We start from the raw sequence: 20721 nt of genomic DNA, 5'->3' as shown, positions 1-20721 counted from the left end.
GAGATAGTGCCGGGCATCGACCTGGAATTTTGGGGGAGAGTTCTGGCAACCGGGGGAGAAGGGATGATCTACGTCGACGCCGGCGGCCGTATCATGGCGGCCAATGCCCCGGCAGCGGCCATCCTGGGACTGGCCGGCCAGGATCTAAAAGGCCGGCGGCTGACGGAGGTTTTTCCTGAGACGCGCTTGGCGGAAGTGTTTACCGGTGGTAGACCCCTGATGGACACCCTTTTTGCCACTGGGGCTAAAAACTACCGCGTTGACTATTTCCCCGACGGTCAGGGTGGCGTAGCCCTTCTCTTTAAGGCCAGGGAACCAGACGCGGCCCAGCTGCAAACCATTAACGGGCTCTATGCCTCCCTCCTGGATGACTTTCCCCTTTACCTGGTGGTAGTAAACAGCCAGGGAATAATCGTCAGCATCAATCAGATCTATGCCGGGCTCCTGGGCCAGAGGGCCGAGACCTTTATCGGCCGGGAGGTAAGATCTGTTTTACCCTTCAGCCGCCTGCCTGAGGTCCTGGCTACCGGGAAGCCAGTGGTGGGCCATGAGGTCCAGTATGCCGGCAAGAAATTGCTATTATCGGAAATGCCGGTGAAAGATGTTGGCGGTAACCTCCTGGGGGCCGCGGGCAAGGCCCTGGCCCTGGAAGACCTGGCTGCATCAGGTCTTACGGATATCTCCCGCCGCCTCCAGGTCCTGGAAAACAAGATTATTTTTTACCGGCAGGAACTCCGTTCCCTCCAGGGGGAACAGGATGCCTGGCAGGGCATCCTGGGGAACAGCCCGGCCATGGTTCGGCTGAAACACCTGGCGGCCCGGGTGGCCGGCGGGGAGGCTAACGTTTTAATCACCGGCGAGAGTGGCACCGGGAAGGAACTCCTGGCCCAGGCCCTGCACCGGTCCAGCCCCCGTGGCCATGAGCCCTTGATTAAAATTAACTGCGCCGCCATTCCGGAGAACCTGCTGGAGGCGGAGCTCTTCGGCTATGAAGAGGGGGCCTTTACCGGGGCGGCCCGGGGCGGCAAACCGGGCAAGTTTGAACTGGCCGACGGCGGCACTATCTTCCTCGATGAGATCGGCGATTTGCCATTAAGTATGCAGCCCAAGCTCCTACGGGCTTTACAGGAACGTTCCTTTGAGCGAGTCGGGGGACGTAAGACCATCAAAGTGGACGTGCGGATTATCGCCGCCACCAACCAGGACCTCCTGGCCCTGGAAGCGGCCGGCAAGTTTCGCCGCGACCTCTATTACCGTCTGGCGGTGGTAACCCTGACCATACCGCCCCTGAGGGAGCGGCCGGAGGATATCGCCGTCCTGGCGGTGGCCATTATCCGGCGCCTGAACAGCCGTTATGGCCTGGCCGTAAAGGGCCTGGCCCCGGAGGTGCAGGAACTCTTCTACTGTTACACCTGGCCGGGTAACGTCCGCGAACTGGAGAACGTCCTGGAACACGCCTTTAATTTCCTGGAACCGGGGGAAGAGATTATCCGCCGAGAGCACCTGCCGGCAACGCTGTCCCAGGTGCCGGGCAGGGAGCCGGGGCTGGAGTTAAAGGAAGCCGTGGCCGCAGCTGAGATAGAAGCCATCCAGCGGGCCCTGGCGGCTGCCGGCGGCAACAAGCAAGAGGCAGCCAGGATCCTGGGTATCCATCCCTCCGGCCTGTACCAGAAATTGAAACGGTATAACATCGATATAAATTAGCCCGGTTTATTGCGAGGCGAGTAAGTTTTAATTTTGAAACTGGCGTAGCCAGTTTCTACAAGAATCCCACTTCTCACCTCCCACATCGCATATTTCATTTTGGGGGAGCGCTGATGGCACCGGCAGAGTTACAACAGGGCATAATCAATCTTTTTCGGGACCAGGGGGAAACAGCCGTGGACCGCTGGGTGGCTACCACCTGCGGTTATTGCGGTACCGGTTGCGGCCTGTACCTCGGCGTGAAAGACGGCCGCGCCGTGGCCGTAAAGCCTGACGCCGCCGCCCCGGTTAATCAAGGCCATCTTTGCCTCAAGGGTTTGTATGAGTGGAAAACCCTGCACCACCCGGAGCGGGCAACAGTACCCTTGCGTCGCCGCGGCCAGGGGATGGAGCCTGTTACCTGGACCGAGGCCCTAGACGAGGTGGCCCGTCGTATCCAGGAAGCCCTGGCGTCCGGGGGACCGGAAGCCGTAGGCATCTACCACGGCGGTCAGCTCACCCTGGAAGAGTATTATGCCATCCACAAGTTGGCCAAAGGCGTCCTGGGAACGCCCAATATCGATGCCAATACTCGCCTTTGCATGGCTTCCACCGCGAAGGGCTATATCCGTTCTTTTGGCGTCGATGCCCCGCCGGGGTGTTATGAGGATCTGGACGTCAGCCCCCTGATCTTTATCTTTGGCGCCAATCCGGCCGAGATGCACCCCCAGCTCTGGCAGCGAATTTTACGCAACCGGAAACTCAACGGCGCCCAGATCATGGTGGCCGACCCGCGCTTGACCCTGCCGGCCCGGGTGGCCGACCTGCACCTGCGCTTGCGCTGCGGCAGCAATCTTCCCCTGTTGTACGGGTTAATTAATATCCTCATTAAAGAAGAGCTCCTGGACCGGGATTTTATCCGGCGGGCGACGACGGGTTTCGACGAACTCGCCCGGGCGGCGGCTACCTATCCCCCGGAACGGGCGGCGCAACTTACCGGCGTACCGGCGGCGACCATTGTGGCTGCCGCCCGCCTCTTCGGCCGCACTCCGAACGCGGTCACGGTTTTCTGCCAGGGGGTTAATCAGAGCTGCTGCGCTGTAGACACCGTGACTTTGATTAACTCCCTGCACCTCATCACCGGGAAAATCGGCCGGCCCGGGGCGGCTCCTTTCTCCCTTACCGGCCAGGCTTCGGCCCTTAGTATGCGGGAAATTGGCGGTAGCAGCAGCCTGCCCGGTTTCCGTAACCCGGAGAACACCGAACATCGGCATCAGGTGGCTGCTTACTGGGGTATCCCTGAGGAGCGGTTACCCCGCCGGGTCAATAACATCAACGCAATGCTCTCCTTAATCAACGCCGGCAGGCTGAAGGTTCTGTGGGTAATTGGTACCAACCCGGCCGTTTCCCTGCCTGACCAGGGGTTCACCCGCCGTCAGCTGGAGAAGGTCTTTCTTATTGTCCAGGACATCTTTTACCCCATGGAAACGGCGGCCTTTGCCGATCTTTTCCTCCCCGGCGCCGGCTGGGGCGAGAAGACGGGGGTGATTACCAACTCCGAGCGGCGCCTCAACCTGGTCCGCCGGGCTGTAGCCCCGCCGGGTGAGGCCCGGGACGACCTGGCCATCGTTAGCCGGGTAGCCCGGCACCTGGGTGCAGGGGAATTTATGGCCTGGAAGGGGCCGGCGGCGGCTTTCGCCGAGCTAAAAGAACTTACCCGCGGCCGTCCTAACGACATGACGGCGGTAGATTATGCCCTGCTGGAACGCCTGGGAGGCGTCCAGTGGCCCTGCCCGGCGGGAAGCCGGGGAACGCCGCGGCTCTATACCGCCGGTGTTTTTCCCACCCGGGCGGAGGAGGCCCAGGGCTACGGCGAGTTTAATCACCCGGAGGGCCGGGCGCGCCTCTGGGCTGTTCCTTATGCACCGCCACCGGAAGTACCTGGCGGGGAATTTCCTTTCTGGCTCAATACCGGGCGGATTATCGAACATTACCATACCCGGACCAGGACCAAGCGGATATCGGAACTCCAGGCCCTGGTAGCGGGGGCCTATGTGGAGATTAATCCTGCCGATGCGGCCCGGCTCCAGGTAGCGGATGACGAAGTAGTCCGGGTAGTGACCCGCCATGGCTGGATTGAGGTGCCGGCCAGGGTTACCGATGTAGTAGCACCGGGAGAGGTCTTTGTTCCCTTCCACTTTGGCGACCTGGACCCCAGTGAACAGGGCCGGCAGCAGGCGGCCAACCACCTGACCGGCCGTAACGTCGACCCTCTTTCCGGCCAACCCCTGGCCAAGGCCGGGGTATGCCGCCTTGAAAAGTTGGTGGCAAGCAGCGGAGAATAAGTGGCAAGGTGCTCCGGGATAGGCCAGGGAGCATGGAGCCTGTACCGCCAGCCCCGCAGCCCATTTTTAACAGAACCCTATTTACGGAGGAAAGGGGGATATTCTAAAATCTTAGAGAGTCATTATAAAATCTTAGAGACATGGTTAAACCAGGTGCACCCAAAATCCCGGCCGGATAAGCCCCGGGATTTTTTTATGGGTTGGCATAAATCTTGCATCATGTAATTACTAGATTTACCCAGGCTTGTTCCACGGGTTACTATCACAAGGAGGATGAGGGGGTATATATGAAACAGAAGCTTAAACTCACCCGGCGCCAGTTTCTCAAGGCTTCGGCGGCGGCAGCCGCCCTGGCGGGTACGGCGGGGGCCACCAGGTACTTCGTCCCGAAGGCCGGGGCCGAAGGGCCAGCCGTGGCCCGGGAGGTTCAATACGTCCGTACCACCTGTTCTCCCAACTGCACCCTGGCCTGCGGCATCCGCGCCATGGTAGTGGACGGGCAGATCAAGGCTTTACTGCCGTCCAACGACTACCCGGAGCCGGAATACGGCCCCCGGGGTTGCCTGCGGGGGCTCTCCTTTATCAACCTGATCTATGGTCCTGACCGCATTAAAAAACCTTTAATTAGGACCGGGGACCGGGGTAAGGGTGATTTCAAAGAGGTTTCCTGGGAAGAGGCCCTGGACTATACCGCCGGCCGCCTGAAGGAAATTGCCGCCCGGTACGGTCCCGAGAGCATCGGTTTTATCTTCCAGGTGGGCGGCACCGGCCACGTCCAGAAGGGCGCCTGGATCGCCCTCTCCACCCTGGTGGGCTGGAGCCTCATCCACCCCTACGACCAGAACGGCGACCTGCCCATGTTCTGGCCCATGACCTTCGGGGTCCAGTCGGAGGAACTGGAACCCCTGGAGTGGCTTAACTCCCGCTATATCGCCATATTTGGCTCCAACGTCCTGGTGACCCGGCTGATTGACGCTGACCTGCTCATCAAAGCCCGGAATAATGGTGCCCGGGTGGTTGTCTTTGATCCCAACTATTCACCAACGGCCGCCAAAGCCGATGAGTGGGTGCAGCTGAAACCGAGCAGCGACGCCGCCCTGGCCTTAGGTATCGCCCGGTTAATCGTTACGGAAAAGCTTTACGAGGCTGATTTTATCAAGACCTTTACCGACCTGCCCCTCCTGGTGCGCCTGGATACCGGGAAGCGCCTGCGGGCGCAAGAGATCCAGGGGCTGGAGCCGCCGGCGGCCTTGCCGGAGTACCGGGAGGCCTTTGTCGCCTATAACGGCCGGCCCCTAGCCGTGAACCCGGAAAAATTGGACTTACCCGGCGACGTCATCCTGGAAGGGGAAGTGGAGGTCGAGCTCCGGGATGGGGCGAGGATCAAAGCCAAACCCATCTTCCAGCTCCTCAAGGAGCAATTGGGTCGCTACACCCCGGCCTATGTGGAGCAGGAGACAAGGGTGCCTGCGGCGACGGTGGTGCGCCTGGCGCGGGAGATGGCGGCGGCGAAACCCTTAAACGTCATTTACGGCGCCAGCAACTACCAGTGGTATCACGGCGACTTAAAGGGCCGCGCCCTGGCCCTGCTGCCCGTTTTAACCGGCAATATCGGTAAACCGGGGGCGGGTATCTCCACCTACGCCGGCCAGTACAAGATCCGCTTTGACATCCAGGACTGGTGGTTCCCCAAGGCCCCCCGCTGGGTGCCGTGGCTCTATATACTCCACGGCCCGACTACCAGTATGACGGCATCTTGGCCTAGGAACGGCCTCAAGGCCCTGATCTACGGCTGGGGCAATCCCCTGGACCAGCACAATATGGCCGACCGCCTGCGGCAAATGGCCCTGCAGAATGAACTGGAATTGATTGTCGGCCTGGACTTCTCCCTGACCACCAGCTGCCGCTACAGCGACGTCGTCTTCCCGGCGGCCACCTGGTACGAGAAGACCGAACTGGTCACTACGCCCCTGCACCCCTATATGCAGCTGCAACAGCCGGCCATTAAACCCCTTTACGAGTCCCATTCCGAACTGTGGATGGCCCGGGAACTCGCCCGGAGGCTGAACCCGGGGTTTGAGCAGCATTTCTTCCCCGGCCTGGACGAGAACGCTGCTGCCGAAAAAGCCATTGAGCTGTTGCTGGCTAAAGGCGGGCCGCCGGTGGCCGGGATTACCCTTGATCAGCTCAAAAAAGGGCCGGTGCGGGTCCATAGTGAAGCCCCGGGTGACCGGCAGATCCCCTTTTACGAGCAGGTGCAGTTTAAGAAACCCTTTCCCCCCATCAGCCGGCCGGCGGCCCTGGCGGCTACGGCGCGCTTCGTCAAGAGCGGGCGCATCGAATTTTATAAAGAGGAGGATACCTTTATCCGGCTGGGGGAAACCTTGCCGGTGCACAAACCGCCCTTTAATGAGAGTGAGTACGCCCTGAACCCCCAGGTCAAGGGTAAATACCAGTTCGCCTATATTACCCGCAACTCCCTCTACCGGGTTCATTCCACTCACTCCAACAACATCTGGATGAACGAGCTCCAGGACAACCGGCCGCGGGTTTTTTTAAACCCGGAGGACGCTGCCGCCAGAGGGATTAAAGAAGGCGACCTGGTGGAGGCCTATAACGACCGCGGCCGGGTGCGGGGCTACGCCGCCCTGGACCCCGGCCAGGGGCGGCAGGTCGTCGTCTTTGAGCAGGGGTGGTGGAGCCGCTATCTCGAAGAGGATTTTTATAACTCCCTAACTTACCCCTTTATCAAACCAACCCACGAAGTCTACTTTACCCCTGGTATCTGGTCGCCCAATACGGCCTGGAACGAGGCCTTATGTGATGTGCGAAAGGTGGGTGAAGGGCAATGAGGCTGGGCATGGTGATCGACCTGGATCGCTGCATCGGTTGCCGCACTTGCACCGTGGTCTGTAAGGGGCACAACTCCCAGCCGCCGGGGATGTGGTGGAACCGGGTTTTTACTCCGGGAAGTCCAGAACACCAGCTTCCCGTAGCGCAAAACGGGGAAGTGGAGATGTATTTCTTACCCGTATCCTGCCAGATGTGTGAAAATGCGCCCTGTGAAAAGGTCTGCCCGGTGGGGGCGACCTACACCGACGACCGGGGCCGGGTGCTGGTGGACTACGAGCGCTGTATCGGTTGCCGCTACTGTATGGCCGCCTGCCCCTATGGCGTGCGCCAGTTTAACTGGGAGGACCAGCAAAAGGCCAAAGCGAAGGTAGGTTATATGCCGGGGTATGATTACGGCTATCCTTTCGAGCATCGCGACCGGAACGGCCGCCTGGTTTACACGCCGGATCGTCCCAGAGGAATAGTGGAAAAATGCACCTTCTGCGTGCAGTATACCGATCAAGGAGATCTACCTATTTGTGTCCAGGCCTGCCCGGCCGGGGCGCGCTTCTTTGGCGACCTGGACGACCCCAATTCTGAGGTCAGCCGCCTGGTGCGGGAGCGGGCGGCGACGCGATTGCAGGAGGAACTGAGCACCAGGCCGAAGGTCTTCTATTTGCCACCTGTTGGCCCGCGGAAATAAGGCGTACCGCTTTAAAGGAATCCAACCCGGGGAACGCCACCCACACGAACGGTGACAATGCAGGGAACATGGCTCACCCGGGCAGCTGCGATACAAAGCGGAGCTGTGCACGTCAACGAGCCGCCCCGGAAACCTGGCTTACCCGGGCGGCTACGATGGAAAATAGTTTCGGAGGGGATTAAGGGTGTTAAAGAGAAACCGGCTTTTTATTCCGGCCCTTACTCTACTGTTGGCCAGCCTGGCAGCCTGGGGCTACCAGCTCAATAACGGCCTGGTGGTCACCCATATGCGCAACCCCTTTAGCTGGGGGCTGTATATCGCTACTTTCGCCTTCTTTGTCGGCATCGCCGCCGGGGGGCTGATTGTTTCCTCGTCGGTTTACCTTTTCAACCTGGAGCAGCTCAAGCCCTTCACCCGCATCGCTTCTTTGTCCGCCTTCGCCAGCATTCTGGCCGCGGCGGCCATTATCCTGCCCGATCTGGGCCGGGTGGACAGGATTTATAACCTGCTGCTGCACCCCAATTTCCGCTCGCCCCTGGTCTGGGACGTCATCGTCGTCAGCGCCTATATCATCCTAACCTTTGGCAGCGTCTATTTCCAGCTCCTGCCCGACTGGCGGCGGGAAGACCGTGGTTTCTTTAACGGCTGGACGAGGAAGCTTGCTGACGAAGAAGTAGCCTGTCTGGCCGCCCGCTGGTCGCGGCGGGTGGCCCTGGTGGGGCTGCCGGTGGCCATTCTCATTCACACCATTACCGCCTTGATTTTTGCCACCCAGGCTTCGCGGGAATGGTGGCATACGGCCATCCTGCCGCCGGATTTCATCGCCGTGGCCGTAGCCTCGGGTACGGCCCTGGTCCTGGTGGTCAGCCTGGTGGTAGCCGGGCGGGAAAGGTTTGACCGGCATGCCGGCGCCTATCAGACCCTGGCCTGGATTGCAGCCGGGGCTTTGGCCGTTCACTTTTTCTTCGTTGCCATGGATCTCCTCCTCTCCTGGTGGTGGGGTAGCCATGCCTCCCTGGGTACCCTGACGCTGCTCTTTAAGCGCTACGGCCCCCTTTATCTGGCGGAAATCGTCCTTCCGGCCCTCGTCATGGTTTATTTCTTCACCGGCCGGGGAGTGCGCGCGCCTGGAAACCTGTTGCTGGGGTGCACCCTGCTCTTTATCGGTGTCTTCGTCCACCGGTTGATGCTGATGTTCCCGGCCTTCAACCAGTTTCCTTTGAGCCTGGACCTGCCCGGTATGGGGGTGGAAGGGTGGCCTTACCCCGTAGCTGTCGGGGTCTTCCGGGCCGGTGCCCCGGTCTTTGCCAGCTCCTGGCCCTATGTACCAAGCATCGCCGAGACGCTCGTAGACCTATTGCCCTTCGGCCTGGTATTGTTAATTATTGCTTTGATGGTGAGTACCTATAATTTCCTGCCGCCGCAACGGTCCCTACCAGATAAGGAGTAACATTGGTGTTTGCTAACAAGGCGTTGGTGTTTCCCCAGAAGCAACAAGGTCATAGATATTAATGGTGTTAAGCCGGGATGATGGCCCGGCTTAACGCCTTTGCGTTTAAGATTAAAGCGTATTGGCGACCCTTATAATAACCCGTATTTCTTCCTAATTACCCCGGCCACTTCTTTGAGCAGCCGGAAGGATTTTTCGACGGAAGCGGTGCCGTCGGCATTTACCAGGCAACAGCGGGCCGGCGCCAGCCAGGCCTGGGAGATAATAGTTTCTTTGCTGATCCCCTGCCCTTGCAAATAATCCCAGAGGTTTTCCAACTGGGCTACCAGCCTGGCAACCGTTACCTTTTCTACCTCTTCGGTCAGGGTGGGGGTGATGCCCCAGGAGATAATGCCGCCCCTTTGCAGGAACTCTTTCACTTCGCCGGTGTAACGGGTAAAAATGTGTCCCCACTGCAGGGCATCGAGGGAGATAATGTCGAGTTCCAGGCCCAGCAAAAAGGACCAGTCGGGATTGCCGCAGAGATGTACCCCTTTAGGGCCGGGGAGGGTGGCCAGGAATTGGCGGTAATCCTCCCTTGCTCTTTCCGAACTGTAGCCGGTAACGGCCATAAAGACCAGTTCCAGGCCCGGTTCATCTACCCAGACAAAAGCCTGGGAGTTCCTGGCTGCCAGGTCCTGGTACTGGGCCTGGATTTTCTTGGCTATGAAATCATAGAGGACCCCCCTGACTTCGTCGTTATAGATGATGGGCGCTTGTTTTTCATCAATAATTTTGAGACCATAACTGATGGGGCCGATGGATTGGCCGCGAATGGCGGGATAAGCGGCTAAATCTGCCGCCAAAAACCGCTGGTAAACCCTGGCGTACCGGGGTGAGAGGCGAAAGTAGCCCGGATCTTCCCAGTTATCGATATAAGCAGGAAGTTCTTCGTAAAAGTCGTGGATATTGAAGCGGATAACCTTGGCGTTAAAATCCAGTTTAATGCCGGGCAGGTGTTCTGATACCTGGGCGTACATATCCTCATAAAAGCTCAGCCGGGGTAGTTGCGGCCAGAAGGGGATATCCAGTGACAGGGCCAGTTTTAAGGCTGTCTCCGGATCAGGGTGGGGAAGAATACCCATGGCTGTTGTTAAACAGTTACCGGGTAGTTTCATGAGGCGGCTCTCCTTTATCATGTTTATTTGTTGCTCTTTTAGCTTATATAAGAATTTTAACCTTTTTTGCTGGCTGTATTTGTGAGCGGATTCCTTTTCCAGTGTGATCCTTATCACACGCGGCTTATTGCGGGTTGGTTTGTAATGGAATACTCGTCCGGGGAATTAACCGGAGCCTTGACCGGGCGCCTCCGCGCCGGGAGGAAGGGCTTTATCCTGCTGGCGAAAAGTATATAGAGGTTTGAGCGAATCAGGCTCTTGACAGGGCCGGCATATCTACCGGGCTATCATGTTTATGGTCGGCCGGTAGCCAGGTTAATGGCGCCCAGGTGAGTTCCGTGCTATGGCCGGACAAAATTAGTTACTACTAAAGGGGGATGAAGTGATACACTTTAAGGTCCAGCTCTTCCTCATAGCGGCGGCGAAATTCTTCCCACCGGGCCGGGTCATGGGCAAACCTTTGCCGCAGCCCGGAACTGGGGGCGATATCTTTTAACCACAGGTCCACAGCCGCCTTTTCTTTACTGATTCCCCGCGGCCAGAGGCGATCAACGAGGACCCTTAGCCCATCATCGGCAACTGCTTTTTCGTAAATACGCTTCAGCTTAAACATCCCGATACTGGTTTTATTTGGCCATTTTTTTCGGGTTGGGGATCTTTATGACCAGGACGCTGAAATCGGTGCCGGCATTAGCCTCCAGGGCGTGGGGGATGCGGGCTGGGCTGACCACTATATCTCCGGCGGTGACCCGGGCCGTTTCCGGGCCAATGGTAATGGAATCCTCACCCTCAATAACATGGAAGAGAACGTCTACCGGGGTAAGGTGGGATGGCACCTCGTCACCCGGGGCCAGGGTCAGATTCATAATATTGATGGAGGGTAAATCTAACACGGCTCGGGCCTTTACACCCCTGGGGGAAACCTGTTGTGGCTGCTCAGCAATGCGGATAATATCCATTTATTTGTACCTCCCCGGCGGCCTTCTGGCCGTCATTATGTTTGTCAACTATAATTGTAAGCTGTCCCGTAAAGAAAGCAGTGATGTTACGCACATAATAGGAAAAACTTCATGGCGTATTCCAGGACGTTACATTTTAGAGTATAAAGACGGCTACGAGGTGTGGGGGCTCTGCGCCGTCAGGGGACCATTGTTTTAGTTGACGATAAAAGGCTTACTTACGGACATAGGCCCTCTTTTTTGTGCGCTAAAGAACTTTTAGCCCTGGCAGGTATTAATAAGAAAAGGGCGAAATAATGATATTACGTTCGCCATGAAAAGCTGTCTTTTCTGAAGCCATACAGGAGGGTTTTGTTTTGCGTGTTCTCATTGTTGATGATGCCCTGTTTATGCGTAAAGTGCTGCGGAACATCCTGGAAGATCAGGGACATGAGGTCGTCGGCGAGGCCGGCAGCAGCAAGGAGGCAGTGGCGCAGTACCCCCTGCTCAAACCAGATGTCGTCACCCTGGATTTTACTCTACCCGACCTGGACGGGTTGAAAACCCTGCGGCTGCTGCGGGGCTATGACCCCGGGGTGAAGGCCATCATGATCACCGCCATGAGCCAGGGGTGGATGGTCCAGGAAGCCCGGTCCCTCGGGGCGGTGGATTTTATCGTCAAGCCTTTCGACCCGGAACGAGTACGCCTGGCCCTGGAAAGGGTCCGGGGTAATATTTAGAAATAAACCTGGCTTTTACAGTATATGGAATTAATGTTAGAATGGTTTCATAGAAAGGGGGCACAAGGGATGTCCGTTAGTAAAGAGTTACTTGAGACCTTAATTCGTTTAGAGCCAGCCAAAGAACCTAATGAAAGTTTGCGGAAATTGCTCCGGCAAAAAGTACTGAGTGATATCCGTAAATATGAAGTAATGAGCACCACTTTCCAAAAAAAATATAGTACCGATTTTAATACCTTTCGACAATCATTACCACAGGGCGATTGGGAAGTTGAGCAGGATTATTTTGACTGGGAACTGGCTGAAACCAGGTTGGGGGAACTACGTAGTGAACTAGCCAGGCTGAGTAAAAATGGGTTGGCTTCAATGTTAGAATAGCCACCCCCACCATACCATATGGTGGGGGTGTTTTTTATGGAAGCTATTATTCGGCAGGAAGCCGACTGGATCCTTACCCAGCAACTGGCCAGCGGGGCGGTGGTCACCGCCTATCCGGGCCAGCCCAAAATTGTCCCCTATTTCGCCCACCTGGCCCTCTACGGCCTGGCGGCCTGGGGTTATAGCCCGGAGCGGGTGCGGGCCTATCTGGACTGGTACCTGGCCCACCTGGAAAAGCCGGATCGCTACGGTGTCACTGGAACCGTCTACGATTATCATCTGGATAGGGAAGGGATGGAGAGCCCCACCTTTAGCTACGATTCTTCCGATTCTTATGCCGCCACCTTCCTCACCCTGGTGCGGCGCTATTATGAAAGCAGCGGTGACGGGGGTTGGCTGGCGCACCACTGGCCGGAGCTGGACCAGGTAGCCGGGGCCATGCTGGCTACCCTGCAGCGTGACAACCTCACCCTGGCCCGGCCTGACTGGAAGGTTAAATACCTGATGGACAACTGCGAGGTCTACCGGGGCTTAAAAGATTACGCCTGGCTGCGGGCGCAGGCCAAGGGGTACACTGGGGAGGCAGACAGGTACGATGTCCTGGCCGGGAGGGTCAAAAGCGCCATGGAGGCCAAGATGCGGGTCGACGGCGGTTACTGTCCGGCTATTTACCGGGCCGGCCTGCGCCGGCGGCCCAACTGGAAGAAATGGTATCCCGACGCCCTGGCCCAGCTATTTCCTCTAATCACCGGCGTTTTGTCCCTGGAGGAAAGGACGGCCAGGCGGATCTACGGTAATTTCCTGCGTAATTACCCGCACTGGTACGAGCAAACGACACCGGCAAATTTCCTCACCACCCTGGTGGTCTACGCTGCCATCCTGATGGAGGATCGCTGGCGGGTACGCCAGTATGTGACCGGCCTGCGGGAGAATATTATCGCCCGCGGCCACCCCTGGCCCTATCACGCCGCCGAGGCCGGCATTCTACTGATGGCCCTCAGGCACTACCTCCAGGAAGGGTAAATGTAAACCCTGGCAGGGTTTTAAAGGAGGATGGAGAAATAATAACTCTAACTAAAAAATACGGAGGCGATACTATGCCCCTACCAGCCTTTATTGAAGCCCTCTCCGGGCGGGACCCTGAATTTTACCGGGCCGTCAAAGCTGTGGCGGAAACGGCCATGGCCCCCGGCGCCCTGGACGCCAAAACCAAAACCCTGATTACGCTGGCCCTGGACGCCGCCCATGGCGCCAGCGAGGGCGTAGCCGTCCTGGCCAAACAGGCCCGAGAGCTGGGCGCCAGTGAAGAGGAGATCGGGGAAGCCCTACGCCTGGCCTACTTTGTCGCTGGCAACGGTGTCCTGGCCGCCGGCGGCGCCGCCTACCGGTAAAAGGGATTTTTTATGGCTATGGATCGTGACCTTAATAATATATTATTATAAGCCGCAAAGTGTATAATAGTGGCAGGGGTGATTATTAACGTGGCCGTTGAGGACAAGAGCAGCCCGACAAGCTACCGAGCCATTCGTCACTACCCGGGAGATAAGGAACAGGGCTTATTAGGACGCTGCCGTGATTTTATTCACGAAGTTGTCCCCGGTGCGACAGTAATACTCTATGGCTCCAGGGCTCGTGGTGATGCCGAACCAGATTCGGACTATGATGTACTAATCCTTACGAAAGGACCTGTTAATTGGCACCTGGAAGATGCGATCCGCGAGAAACTTTACCCGCTGGAATTAGAGACAGGAGCGGCTTTATCTATAGCGGTTTTTAGCGAACAGGAGTGGAATTCCCCGCTATACCAGGCCATGCCTTTCAACCAGAATGTAAGACGTGAGGGGATAGTTCTATGAATGAAGAAATTAAGCAGTTAATCCTGTACAGGATGGAACGCGCTAAAGAAGCTATAGCTGAGGCGGAATTGCTTTTTTCAGAAGGCCATATACGTACTTCCGTTAACCGGTTATATTATGCCTGTTTCTACGCCGTTTCGGCCATTCTCCTTGCTAAGGGTTACTCGTCAGCCAAACATTCAGGTATCCGTTCGTTTTTCCACCAGAAGATCGTTAAAGCTGGTTTGGTTGATCCTTCGGCTGGAACATTATATAACAGGCTGTTCGATGCCCGGCAGAAAGCGGATTATGCCGACCTGGTTAAATTTGAAGCCGATATTGTTGCTCCCTGGTTTGAGGAAGTAAAATCTCTTGTCGATCAGATTGAAACTCTTGTGGTTAAAGAGATCCGCAGTCCTGGCTGATCTATCCAACTATAGAAAGTCAAATGAATTGCAGCAAAGCACCCGGCAGGGAAACCCGCCGGGCGTTTTATTTCGCCACCGGGTTCTGGCTCCGGCCAGGATCTGGCGGCTATATGCAGGATTATCTTGGCGCCAGGAACGCAAGGCTTCCGGGGGTCCTTCTATCTTCCATACCGCGAGAGGGAAAAAGGTAGATTCCCTTACCGAAACCAGCAAGCTCAAGGGCTCTAATCACCTCCGAACCATGATAGTTGATTAACGCCCATTCCGGACCCTGTTTAACCACCAGGAGATAATCAAACATCTCCAAGAGTGCCCGTATCGTAGGGTTAGTACTTTTCCGCCTCTCCCGGGAAAGATTAACGGCGCGGGTCAAGGCCACCGCGCAACCGGCCCGGCAGGTCGATAATCTCACCGCCGGTGAGATCGGGCCACAGGGTAACGTCGCCAGGCACGTAGGCCAGGCGGCGGTGCAATTTGATGGCGTCCCGCCAGGGGTCGCCGCCTAGCAGGCGAGCTTGGCCGGCGTCGGCCCGGAGCAGGCCGAGCAGGATGCGGATGGTCGTGGTTTTACCGGCACCGTTCGGCCCCAGGAAGCCATGCACCTCTCCCCTTGCTTCCTCCCCTTCCTTGCGTTATACTCTATACGGCAAAAACTGCACAACACGAAGGAACGGAAGTAATTTATGGAGCAGCACAAGCTACGCAACCTGGCGATTATCGCCCACGTTGACCACGGCAAGACGACCCTGGTCGACGGTATGCTTAAACAGAGCGGCATTTTCCACGAGAAGCAGGTGGTCCAGGAGCGCATCCTGGACCGCAACGATCTGGAGCGGGAACGCGGTATCACCATCATGGCCAAAAACACCGCCGTCTTTTACCGGGGTTATAAGTTGAACATCGTCGATACCCCCGGCCACGCCGATTTCGGCGGCGAGGTGGAACGCATCGTCCAGATGGTAGACGGCGCCTTGCTGCTGGTGGATGCCTTCGAGGGCCCCATGCCCCAGACCCGCTTTGTCCTCAAAAAGGCCCTGGCCGTCGGCCTGAAACCAATTGTCGTCATCAATAAAATGGACCGCCCCAATGCCCGGCCCGGGGCGGTGGTGGACGAGGTCCTGGACCTCTTTATCGACCTGGGGGCCGCCGAGGAGCAGCTGGACTTCCCGGTGGTCTACACCGTCGCCCGCCAGGGAACGGCCAGCCTGGACCCGGACCGGGCCGGGGAGGACCTACAGCCCCTCTTTGACACCATTATCCGCCATATCCCGGCCCCCGGCGGCGACCCGGCGGCCACCCTCCAGGTGGGGGTCAACCTCATCGATTACGACAACTACATCGGCCGCCAGGCCATCGGCCGGGTGTATAACGGTACCATCCGCGCCAAACAGGAGGTGGCCATCGTCCGCGCCGACGGCAGCCTGGCCCGGGGCCATGTAGCCACCCTCCACGTCTTTGAAGGCCTCAACAAGGTGCCGGTGGAAGAGGCCGCCGCCGGTGAGATCGTGGTTATCAGCGGTCTGGAGAATATTAACGTCGCCAACACCATTACCTCCCCGGACGACCCCCGGCCCCTGGACTTCGTCCATATCGATGAGCCGACGGTGACCATGACCTTTCTGGTGAATAAAAGCCCCTTCGCCGGCCGGGAAGGGGAGTACGTCACCTCCCGCAAATTGCGGGAGCGTCTCTTCCGGGAAGCGGAATCCGACGTCAGCCTGCGGCTGGCGGAAACAGAATCCCCCGATGCCCTGACTGTTTCCGGCCGGGGTGAGCTGCACCTCTCGATCTTAATAGAAACCCTGCGCCGCGAGGGTTACGAGTTCGAAGTCTCCCGGCCCCAGGCGATTATTAAGGAAATCAAGGGCGTCAAATGCGAGCCCGTCGAGGAACTGGTCATCGAGGTTCCCGAAACCTATATGGGGATCGTTATCGAGCGCCTGGGCCCCCGCAAGAGCGAGATGGTCAACCTGGAGAATAAGGGCGACGGCCAGGTGCGCCTGACCTTTCATATTCCCACCCGCGGCCTCTTCGGCTTCCGTTCCGAGTTTCTTACCGACACCAAAGGCCTGGGCATTATGTACCACGCTTTTCATCACTACGCCCCCTACGCCGGGGAGATTGCCGCCCGCAGCCGGGGGTCCCTGGTGGCCTTTGAGGCCGGGGAAACCACCAGTTACGGCCTAGAGAACGCCCAGGAGCGGGGCGAGCTCTTTGTCGGCCCGGGGGTGCCCGTCTACCGGGGCATGATCGTCGGCGAGCACTCCCGGCCTGGCGATTTGATGATCAACGTCTGTAAGAAAAAGCAGCTGACCAACGTTCGCAGCTCCACCGCCGATATTGCCATCAAGCTGGTGCCGCCCCGGGAGATGAGCCTGGAGCAGTGCCTGGAGTTTATTGCTGATGATGAGCTCCTGGAAGTGACGCCGAAAAGTTTGCGGATGCGCAAGCGGGGATAAGAAGGCCGGGTCCACAGGTGTATTGTATACATGCCGCGATTCTGTTGACCTTCCCGCGGGGCTTATGGTATATTGCAAAAGATCATAAAGAGAGGGAAGGGAGAACCCGTGGGTGATACTTTTGGTTTGGCAAAGTTGGGTCTAATAAATACCGGCAGCATCTACCGCAACTTGCCGGTGGCCCGCCTGGTGGAAATGGCCCTGGCCCGGGGAGAGGGCGTCCTGGCCCCCAACGGGGCCCTGAGTGTTAAGACCGGCAAGTATACCGGCCGTTCCCCGGGGGACAGGTTTATGGTGGATACTCCTTCCGTGCACGATACCATCAGCTGGGGAGCAGTTAACCAGCCTATTGATGAGGCTAAATTTGAAGCCCTTTATCACCGCCTGGCGGCCTACCTCCAGGGCCGGGATTTGTTTATCTTTGATGGTTTTGTCGGCGCTGATCCCTCCTACCGGATGTCTGTGCGCATCGTCAACCAGTACGCCTGGCAGAACCTCTTTGTCCACCAGCTCTTTGTGCGGCCGGCGGCGGCTGAATTGAAAGAACACCAACCGCAGTTTACCGTCATCTGCGCCCCTGGTTTCCAGGCTATACCTGAGATCGATGGCACCCATTCAGAGGCCTTTGTCCTCCTGCACTTTGACCGGCGGCTGATTATCATCGGCGGGACTTCCTACGCCGGGGAAATAAAGAAGTCCATTTTTACGGTGATGAACTACCTGCTGCCGGAACGGGGCGTCTGCCCCATGCACTGCTCGGCCAATATGGGCCCGGAAGGGGATACGGCCCTCTTCTTCGGCCTCTCCGGCACCGGCAAGACCACCCTGTCGGCCGACCCGGAGAGGCGCCTCATCGGTGATGATGAACACGGCTGGTCGGATAAGGGTATTTTTAACTTTGAAGGCGGCTGTTACGCCAAATGCATTAAGCTCTCGGCCGAACACGAGCCCCAGATCTGGAACGCCATCAGCTTTGGCAGCGTCCTGGAAAATGTAGCCGTCGACCCCGACTGCCGGAGCATCGATTACGACTGCGATGCTTTGACCGAGAATACCCGGGCTGCCTACCCGGTGGACTATATTCCCAATGCCGTCATTCCAGGCGTGGGCGGCCACCCGCGGGCGGTGGTTTTCCTGACGGCCGATGCCTTCGGCGTCATGCCGCCGATTGCCAAATTGACCCGGGAGCAGGCTCTCTACCACTTCCTTTCCGGCTATACCAGCAAACTGGCGGGGACGGAGCGGGGGATTACCGACCCCCAGGCGACCTTTTCCACCTGTTTCGGTGCGCCCTTCTTGCCCCGGTCACCACTGGTCTACGCCAACCTTCTGGGGGAAAGGATAGCCCAACACGGCGCCAGCGTCTACCTGGTCAACACCGGCTGGACCGGGGGACCCTATGGTGTCGGCCGGCGGATGAGCCTGCCCTACACCCGGGCCATGGTCCGGGCGGCCGTCAAGGGTGAACTGGAAGGGGTCGAGTTCGTTCCGGACCCGATTTTTGGCGTCCTGGTACCGGCTTCATGTCCGGGGGTGCCGGCCGGGGTCCTGAACCCGCGCCGGACCTGGACAGATGCAGAGAAGTACGACGCCATGGCCCGCAAGCTGGCAGGCCGTTTTAACGAGAACTTCGCCAAATTCAAGGATGTACCGGAGGCCATCCGGGCCGCCGGTCCGGTAGCCAGCTAGGCAGATAAAAAGGTTTTTAGTAAGCAGAAAAGCCGGCGTATATGCCGGCTTTTTTTCCGATTTTATCCATCTGCTGGTGCCGCGCTGGCGGCATGGACATCTGCCCTGGCTTACTTATCGTCGCCAATGACCTGCTTCACCACTTCGACGCCCTTCAGGGTATCCGATACTGGGCAGCGCTCCTCGATCATCTCCAGGAGACGTTTAATATTGCGTTCCGGTGACGGGGAGTCGATATGGATGCGGTAGCGGATCTGCTGGTAACCCTTGCGGACGTCGCGGTTTTTGCCTAAGAAACCGTCGGGGTCCAGGTCGCCTTCCAGCTCGACCCGGAAATCCTTGAGTTCCACGTGACAGGCCGGGGCGAAGGCGGCGGCGCAGATGGACATGCAGCCCCCCAGGGAGCAGAGGAGGAGTTCTACCGGGTTCATGGCCTTATCGCTGCCGCCCAAATCCGGGGGCTCGTCAACGGCTACCTGGAAACCCCGGGCCTGGCCCCTGCAGTACAGGCCTTCGCCACTCCACTTGACGGTGGCGGTAAAAGTAGTTTTAGCCATACTGGTCATCCCTTTCACAAATAATGCAGTTTGACATTGTCCATGATAGCACGATAATATAGTTATGTGAAGTAAAAAAAGTAGCCGCGGGAAAAAGGATTCTGGAGAATTTCCCAGGGCTAGAGGAGAAAAACGCTATCGGTGGCTATTTTTGGTCTTTGTGAGCTGAATTGGAAAAGGTGACGACCATGTTGACCTCGCCGGCGGAGCTGGCTTTGGCGAACAGGGAGCGGATGCCGGACCAGACCTGCTCTTCTGAGCCGTGGATTTCGGTGCTGATGGGTCCGACCTGGTAGTTAACCCCTTGCTGGGCCAGGGATTGCAGGGATTCGTTGATGATCTCACTGGCCCGGGCGGTTTTTTGGGGATAGAGACTTACCTCGGCACTGAGCACAGGGATTCCTCCTTTGCAAATAGGGCCCGTTAAATATTTTTTGTACCGGGAGTGGAAGTTATGCAAAGGGACAGGGTAGAAGCAATTTTGCAGGGTTTGCGAACCGCTTATCCCGGGGCGAGTTCCCGCCTGCATTATCGCAACCCCTTCGAGCTCCTGGTGGCGGCCATCCTTTCGGCCCAGACCACCGACGATCAGGTGAACCGGGTAACCCCGGCCCTCTTCCAGCGCTATCCCGACCCGGCGGCCTTAGCGGCTGCCGAACCTGCTGTTGTGGCGACTTGTATCAAGAGTCTAGGCCTCTACCGGATGAAAGCCGCTCATTTGGTCGATGCCGCCCGGACCATAGTTAGTGACTATGGCGGCCGGGTTCCTGATAACCCGGATGACCTTTTACGCCTGTCCGGCGTGGGGCGAAAGGTGGCTAATGTGGTCTTGAGCAACGCCTTCGGCCGGGACGTTATTGCCGTGGATACCCATGTCTTCCGGGTGGCCAATCGCCTGGGCCTGGCCCGGGCTGATGATGTGGGGGAGACGGAAAGGCAGCTTATGGCCGCCCTGCCGCCGGGCAGCCGGGGGGAAGCTCACCATCTGCTGATCTACCACGGTCGGGAGGTCTGCCGGGCGCGTCACCCCCGCTGCGGGGATTGTATCCTGCGTGGCTACTGCCGGGAAGCAAGTGATGAAGCCGGTGATTAGTGATCAGGATCACAATAGTTTTAAAAAAGCCTCACAACTATCTTCCAATCCGGGGGATAAAATAAAGATGCAGCGTTAACAGATCAAGAAAACATGAGCTGGAAGGTGGTTGTTATGAAACGTAAGATTGTTCGTATTGACGACGAGAAGTGCACTGGCTGTGGCCTGTGCGTCAGCCCCTGCGCTGAAGGGGCAATAGAGCTGGTAAATGGTAAGGCCCGGGTCCTGCGGGAAGAACTCTGCGACGGCGCCGGGGTTTGCTTGAACGTCTGCCCCACCGGCGCCCTGACAATTGAGGAACGGGAAGCGCCGGCCTTCGATCCCGTGGCTGCCGAGGCTAACCTGGCCGCCAAAAGGAGTCAGGGTGAAGCCCCCCGCTGCGCCCGCTGCGGGGCCGGGGAAGGAGAGGCCGTGCTCCTCTTTGCCCGCCACTG

Annotated in this window: 19 protein-coding genes and 2 pseudogenes; 15 read left to right on the top strand and 6 right to left on the bottom strand. The window is 58.0% G+C overall.

What is annotated here, in order from left to right:
• Positions 1-6: 6 nt before the first annotated feature.
• The 5 genes from SDD30_RS12870 to nrfD all read left to right on the top strand — a co-directional run bounded on the left by SDD30_RS12870 (position 7) and on the right by nrfD (position 9013).
• Entirely contained in the window at positions 7-1704 is a 1698-nt protein-coding gene (locus SDD30_RS12870) for a sigma-54 interaction domain-containing protein (RefSeq protein WP_434075328.1), read from the top strand.
• Between the two features lie 113 nt (positions 1705-1817).
• Positions 1818-4028: a molybdopterin oxidoreductase family protein gene (locus tag SDD30_RS12865; RefSeq protein ID WP_434075327.1), complete on the top strand. Its 2211-nt coding sequence runs from the start codon at positions 1818-1820 to the stop codon at positions 4026-4028.
• 287 nt (positions 4029-4315) lie between these two features.
• On the top strand, positions 4316-6880 hold the full coding sequence (locus SDD30_RS12860; protein ID WP_434075326.1) for a molybdopterin-dependent oxidoreductase: 2565 nt from the start codon (positions 4316-4318) through the stop codon (positions 6878-6880).
• Positions 6877-7563 (top strand): 4Fe-4S dicluster domain-containing protein, encoded by a 687-nt coding sequence (locus SDD30_RS12855; protein ID WP_434075325.1) that lies wholly within the window; start codon positions 6877-6879, stop codon positions 7561-7563. Before SDD30_RS12860 ends, SDD30_RS12855 begins: the two co-directional genes overlap by 4 nt.
• Before the next feature lie 184 nt (positions 7564-7747).
• Positions 7748-9013: an NrfD/PsrC family molybdoenzyme membrane anchor subunit gene (gene nrfD, locus SDD30_RS12850; RefSeq protein ID WP_434075324.1), complete on the top strand. Its 1266-nt coding sequence runs from the start codon at positions 7748-7750 to the stop codon at positions 9011-9013.
• 131 nt (positions 9014-9144) lie between these two features.
• Here nrfD and SDD30_RS12845 read toward each other — a convergent pair whose 3' ends face one another.
• The 3 genes and pseudogenes from SDD30_RS12845 to SDD30_RS12835 form a co-directional block, all read right to left on the bottom strand.
• Positions 9145-10170 (bottom strand): uroporphyrinogen decarboxylase/cobalamine-independent methonine synthase family protein, encoded by a 1026-nt coding sequence (locus tag SDD30_RS12845; RefSeq protein WP_434075323.1) that lies wholly within the window; start codon positions 10168-10170, stop codon positions 9145-9147.
• 379 nt (positions 10171-10549) lie between these two features.
• Positions 10550-10783 (bottom strand): annotated as a pseudogene (locus SDD30_RS12840) (DUF488 domain-containing protein); the annotation flags it as partial.
• A gap of 13 nt (positions 10784-10796) precedes the next feature.
• Positions 10797-11129, bottom strand: a complete 333-nt coding sequence (locus SDD30_RS12835; RefSeq protein ID WP_434075322.1) for a cupin domain-containing protein — start codon at positions 11127-11129, stop codon at positions 10797-10799.
• A 356-nt stretch (positions 11130-11485) separates the two neighbouring features.
• Between SDD30_RS12835 and SDD30_RS12830 the strand changes: the two genes are divergently transcribed.
• From SDD30_RS12830 to SDD30_RS12805, 6 genes are all read left to right on the top strand, one after another.
• Positions 11486-11848 (top strand): response regulator, encoded by a 363-nt coding sequence (locus SDD30_RS12830; RefSeq protein ID WP_434075321.1) that lies wholly within the window; start codon positions 11486-11488, stop codon positions 11846-11848.
• Between the two features lie 69 nt (positions 11849-11917).
• Positions 11918-12226, top strand: a complete 309-nt coding sequence (locus SDD30_RS12825) for a hypothetical protein (protein ID WP_434075320.1) — start codon at positions 11918-11920, stop codon at positions 12224-12226.
• A 36-nt stretch (positions 12227-12262) separates the two neighbouring features.
• Positions 12263-13249, top strand: a complete 987-nt coding sequence (locus SDD30_RS12820) for a glucosidase family protein (RefSeq protein WP_434075319.1) — start codon at positions 12263-12265, stop codon at positions 13247-13249.
• A gap of 74 nt (positions 13250-13323) precedes the next feature.
• Positions 13324-13617 (top strand): carboxymuconolactone decarboxylase family protein, encoded by a 294-nt coding sequence (locus SDD30_RS12815; protein WP_434075318.1) that lies wholly within the window; start codon positions 13324-13326, stop codon positions 13615-13617.
• 90 nt (positions 13618-13707) lie between these two features.
• The gene (locus tag SDD30_RS12810; protein ID WP_434075317.1) at positions 13708-14082 is read left to right on the top strand and encodes a nucleotidyltransferase domain-containing protein; all 375 of its coding nucleotides are present in this window, start codon (positions 13708-13710) and stop codon (positions 14080-14082) included.
• Entirely contained in the window at positions 14079-14486 is a 408-nt protein-coding gene (locus tag SDD30_RS12805; protein WP_434075316.1) for a HEPN domain-containing protein, read from the top strand. Before SDD30_RS12810 ends, SDD30_RS12805 begins: the two co-directional genes overlap by 4 nt.
• A 362-nt stretch (positions 14487-14848) precedes the next feature.
• Here SDD30_RS12805 and SDD30_RS12800 read toward each other — a convergent pair.
• Positions 14849-15097, bottom strand: a pseudogene (locus SDD30_RS12800) (ATP-binding cassette domain-containing protein); the annotation flags it as partial.
• Between the two features lie 75 nt (positions 15098-15172).
• On the opposite strand from SDD30_RS12800, the gene typA reads away from it, so the two are divergent.
• Together typA and pckA are read left to right on the top strand one after the other, a co-directional pair.
• A complete protein-coding gene (gene typA / locus SDD30_RS12795) occupies positions 15173-16948 on the top strand; it encodes a translational GTPase TypA (RefSeq protein WP_434075315.1) in 1776 nt (591 codons plus the stop codon).
• 108 nt (positions 16949-17056) lie between these two features.
• Positions 17057-18637, top strand: coding sequence for a phosphoenolpyruvate carboxykinase (ATP) (gene pckA, locus SDD30_RS12790; RefSeq protein ID WP_434075314.1), 1581 nt, complete (start codon positions 17057-17059; stop codon positions 18635-18637).
• A 110-nt stretch (positions 18638-18747) separates the two neighbouring features.
• On the opposite strand, the gene SDD30_RS12785 is transcribed toward pckA, so the two are convergent.
• Together SDD30_RS12785 and SDD30_RS12780 are read right to left on the bottom strand one after the other, a co-directional pair.
• Positions 18748-19194: an OsmC family protein gene (locus SDD30_RS12785; protein ID WP_434075313.1), complete on the bottom strand. Its 447-nt coding sequence runs from the start codon at positions 19192-19194 to the stop codon at positions 18748-18750.
• 145 nt (positions 19195-19339) lie between these two features.
• The gene (locus SDD30_RS12780; protein ID WP_434075312.1) at positions 19340-19588 is read right to left on the bottom strand and encodes a YkoF family thiamine/hydroxymethylpyrimidine-binding protein; all 249 of its coding nucleotides are present in this window, start codon (positions 19586-19588) and stop codon (positions 19340-19342) included.
• Positions 19589-19648: 60 nt separating this feature from the next.
• On the opposite strand from SDD30_RS12780, the gene nth reads away from it, so the two are divergent.
• Entirely contained in the window at positions 19649-20287 is a 639-nt protein-coding gene (gene nth, locus SDD30_RS12775) for an endonuclease III (RefSeq protein WP_434075311.1), read from the top strand.
• A gap of 114 nt (positions 20288-20401) precedes the next feature.
• Positions 20402-20721 (top strand): ATP-binding protein (locus tag SDD30_RS12770; RefSeq protein WP_434075310.1); only part of this gene is annotated, 320 nt, incomplete at its 3' end.

Source organism: Moorella naiadis (nom. illeg.) (genome assembly GCF_051020825.1).
Lineage (GTDB): Bacteria > Bacillota > DSM-521 > Neomoorellales > Neomoorellaceae > Neomoorella > Neomoorella naiadis.
This window is presented reverse-complemented; position numbering and strand designations above follow the sequence as displayed.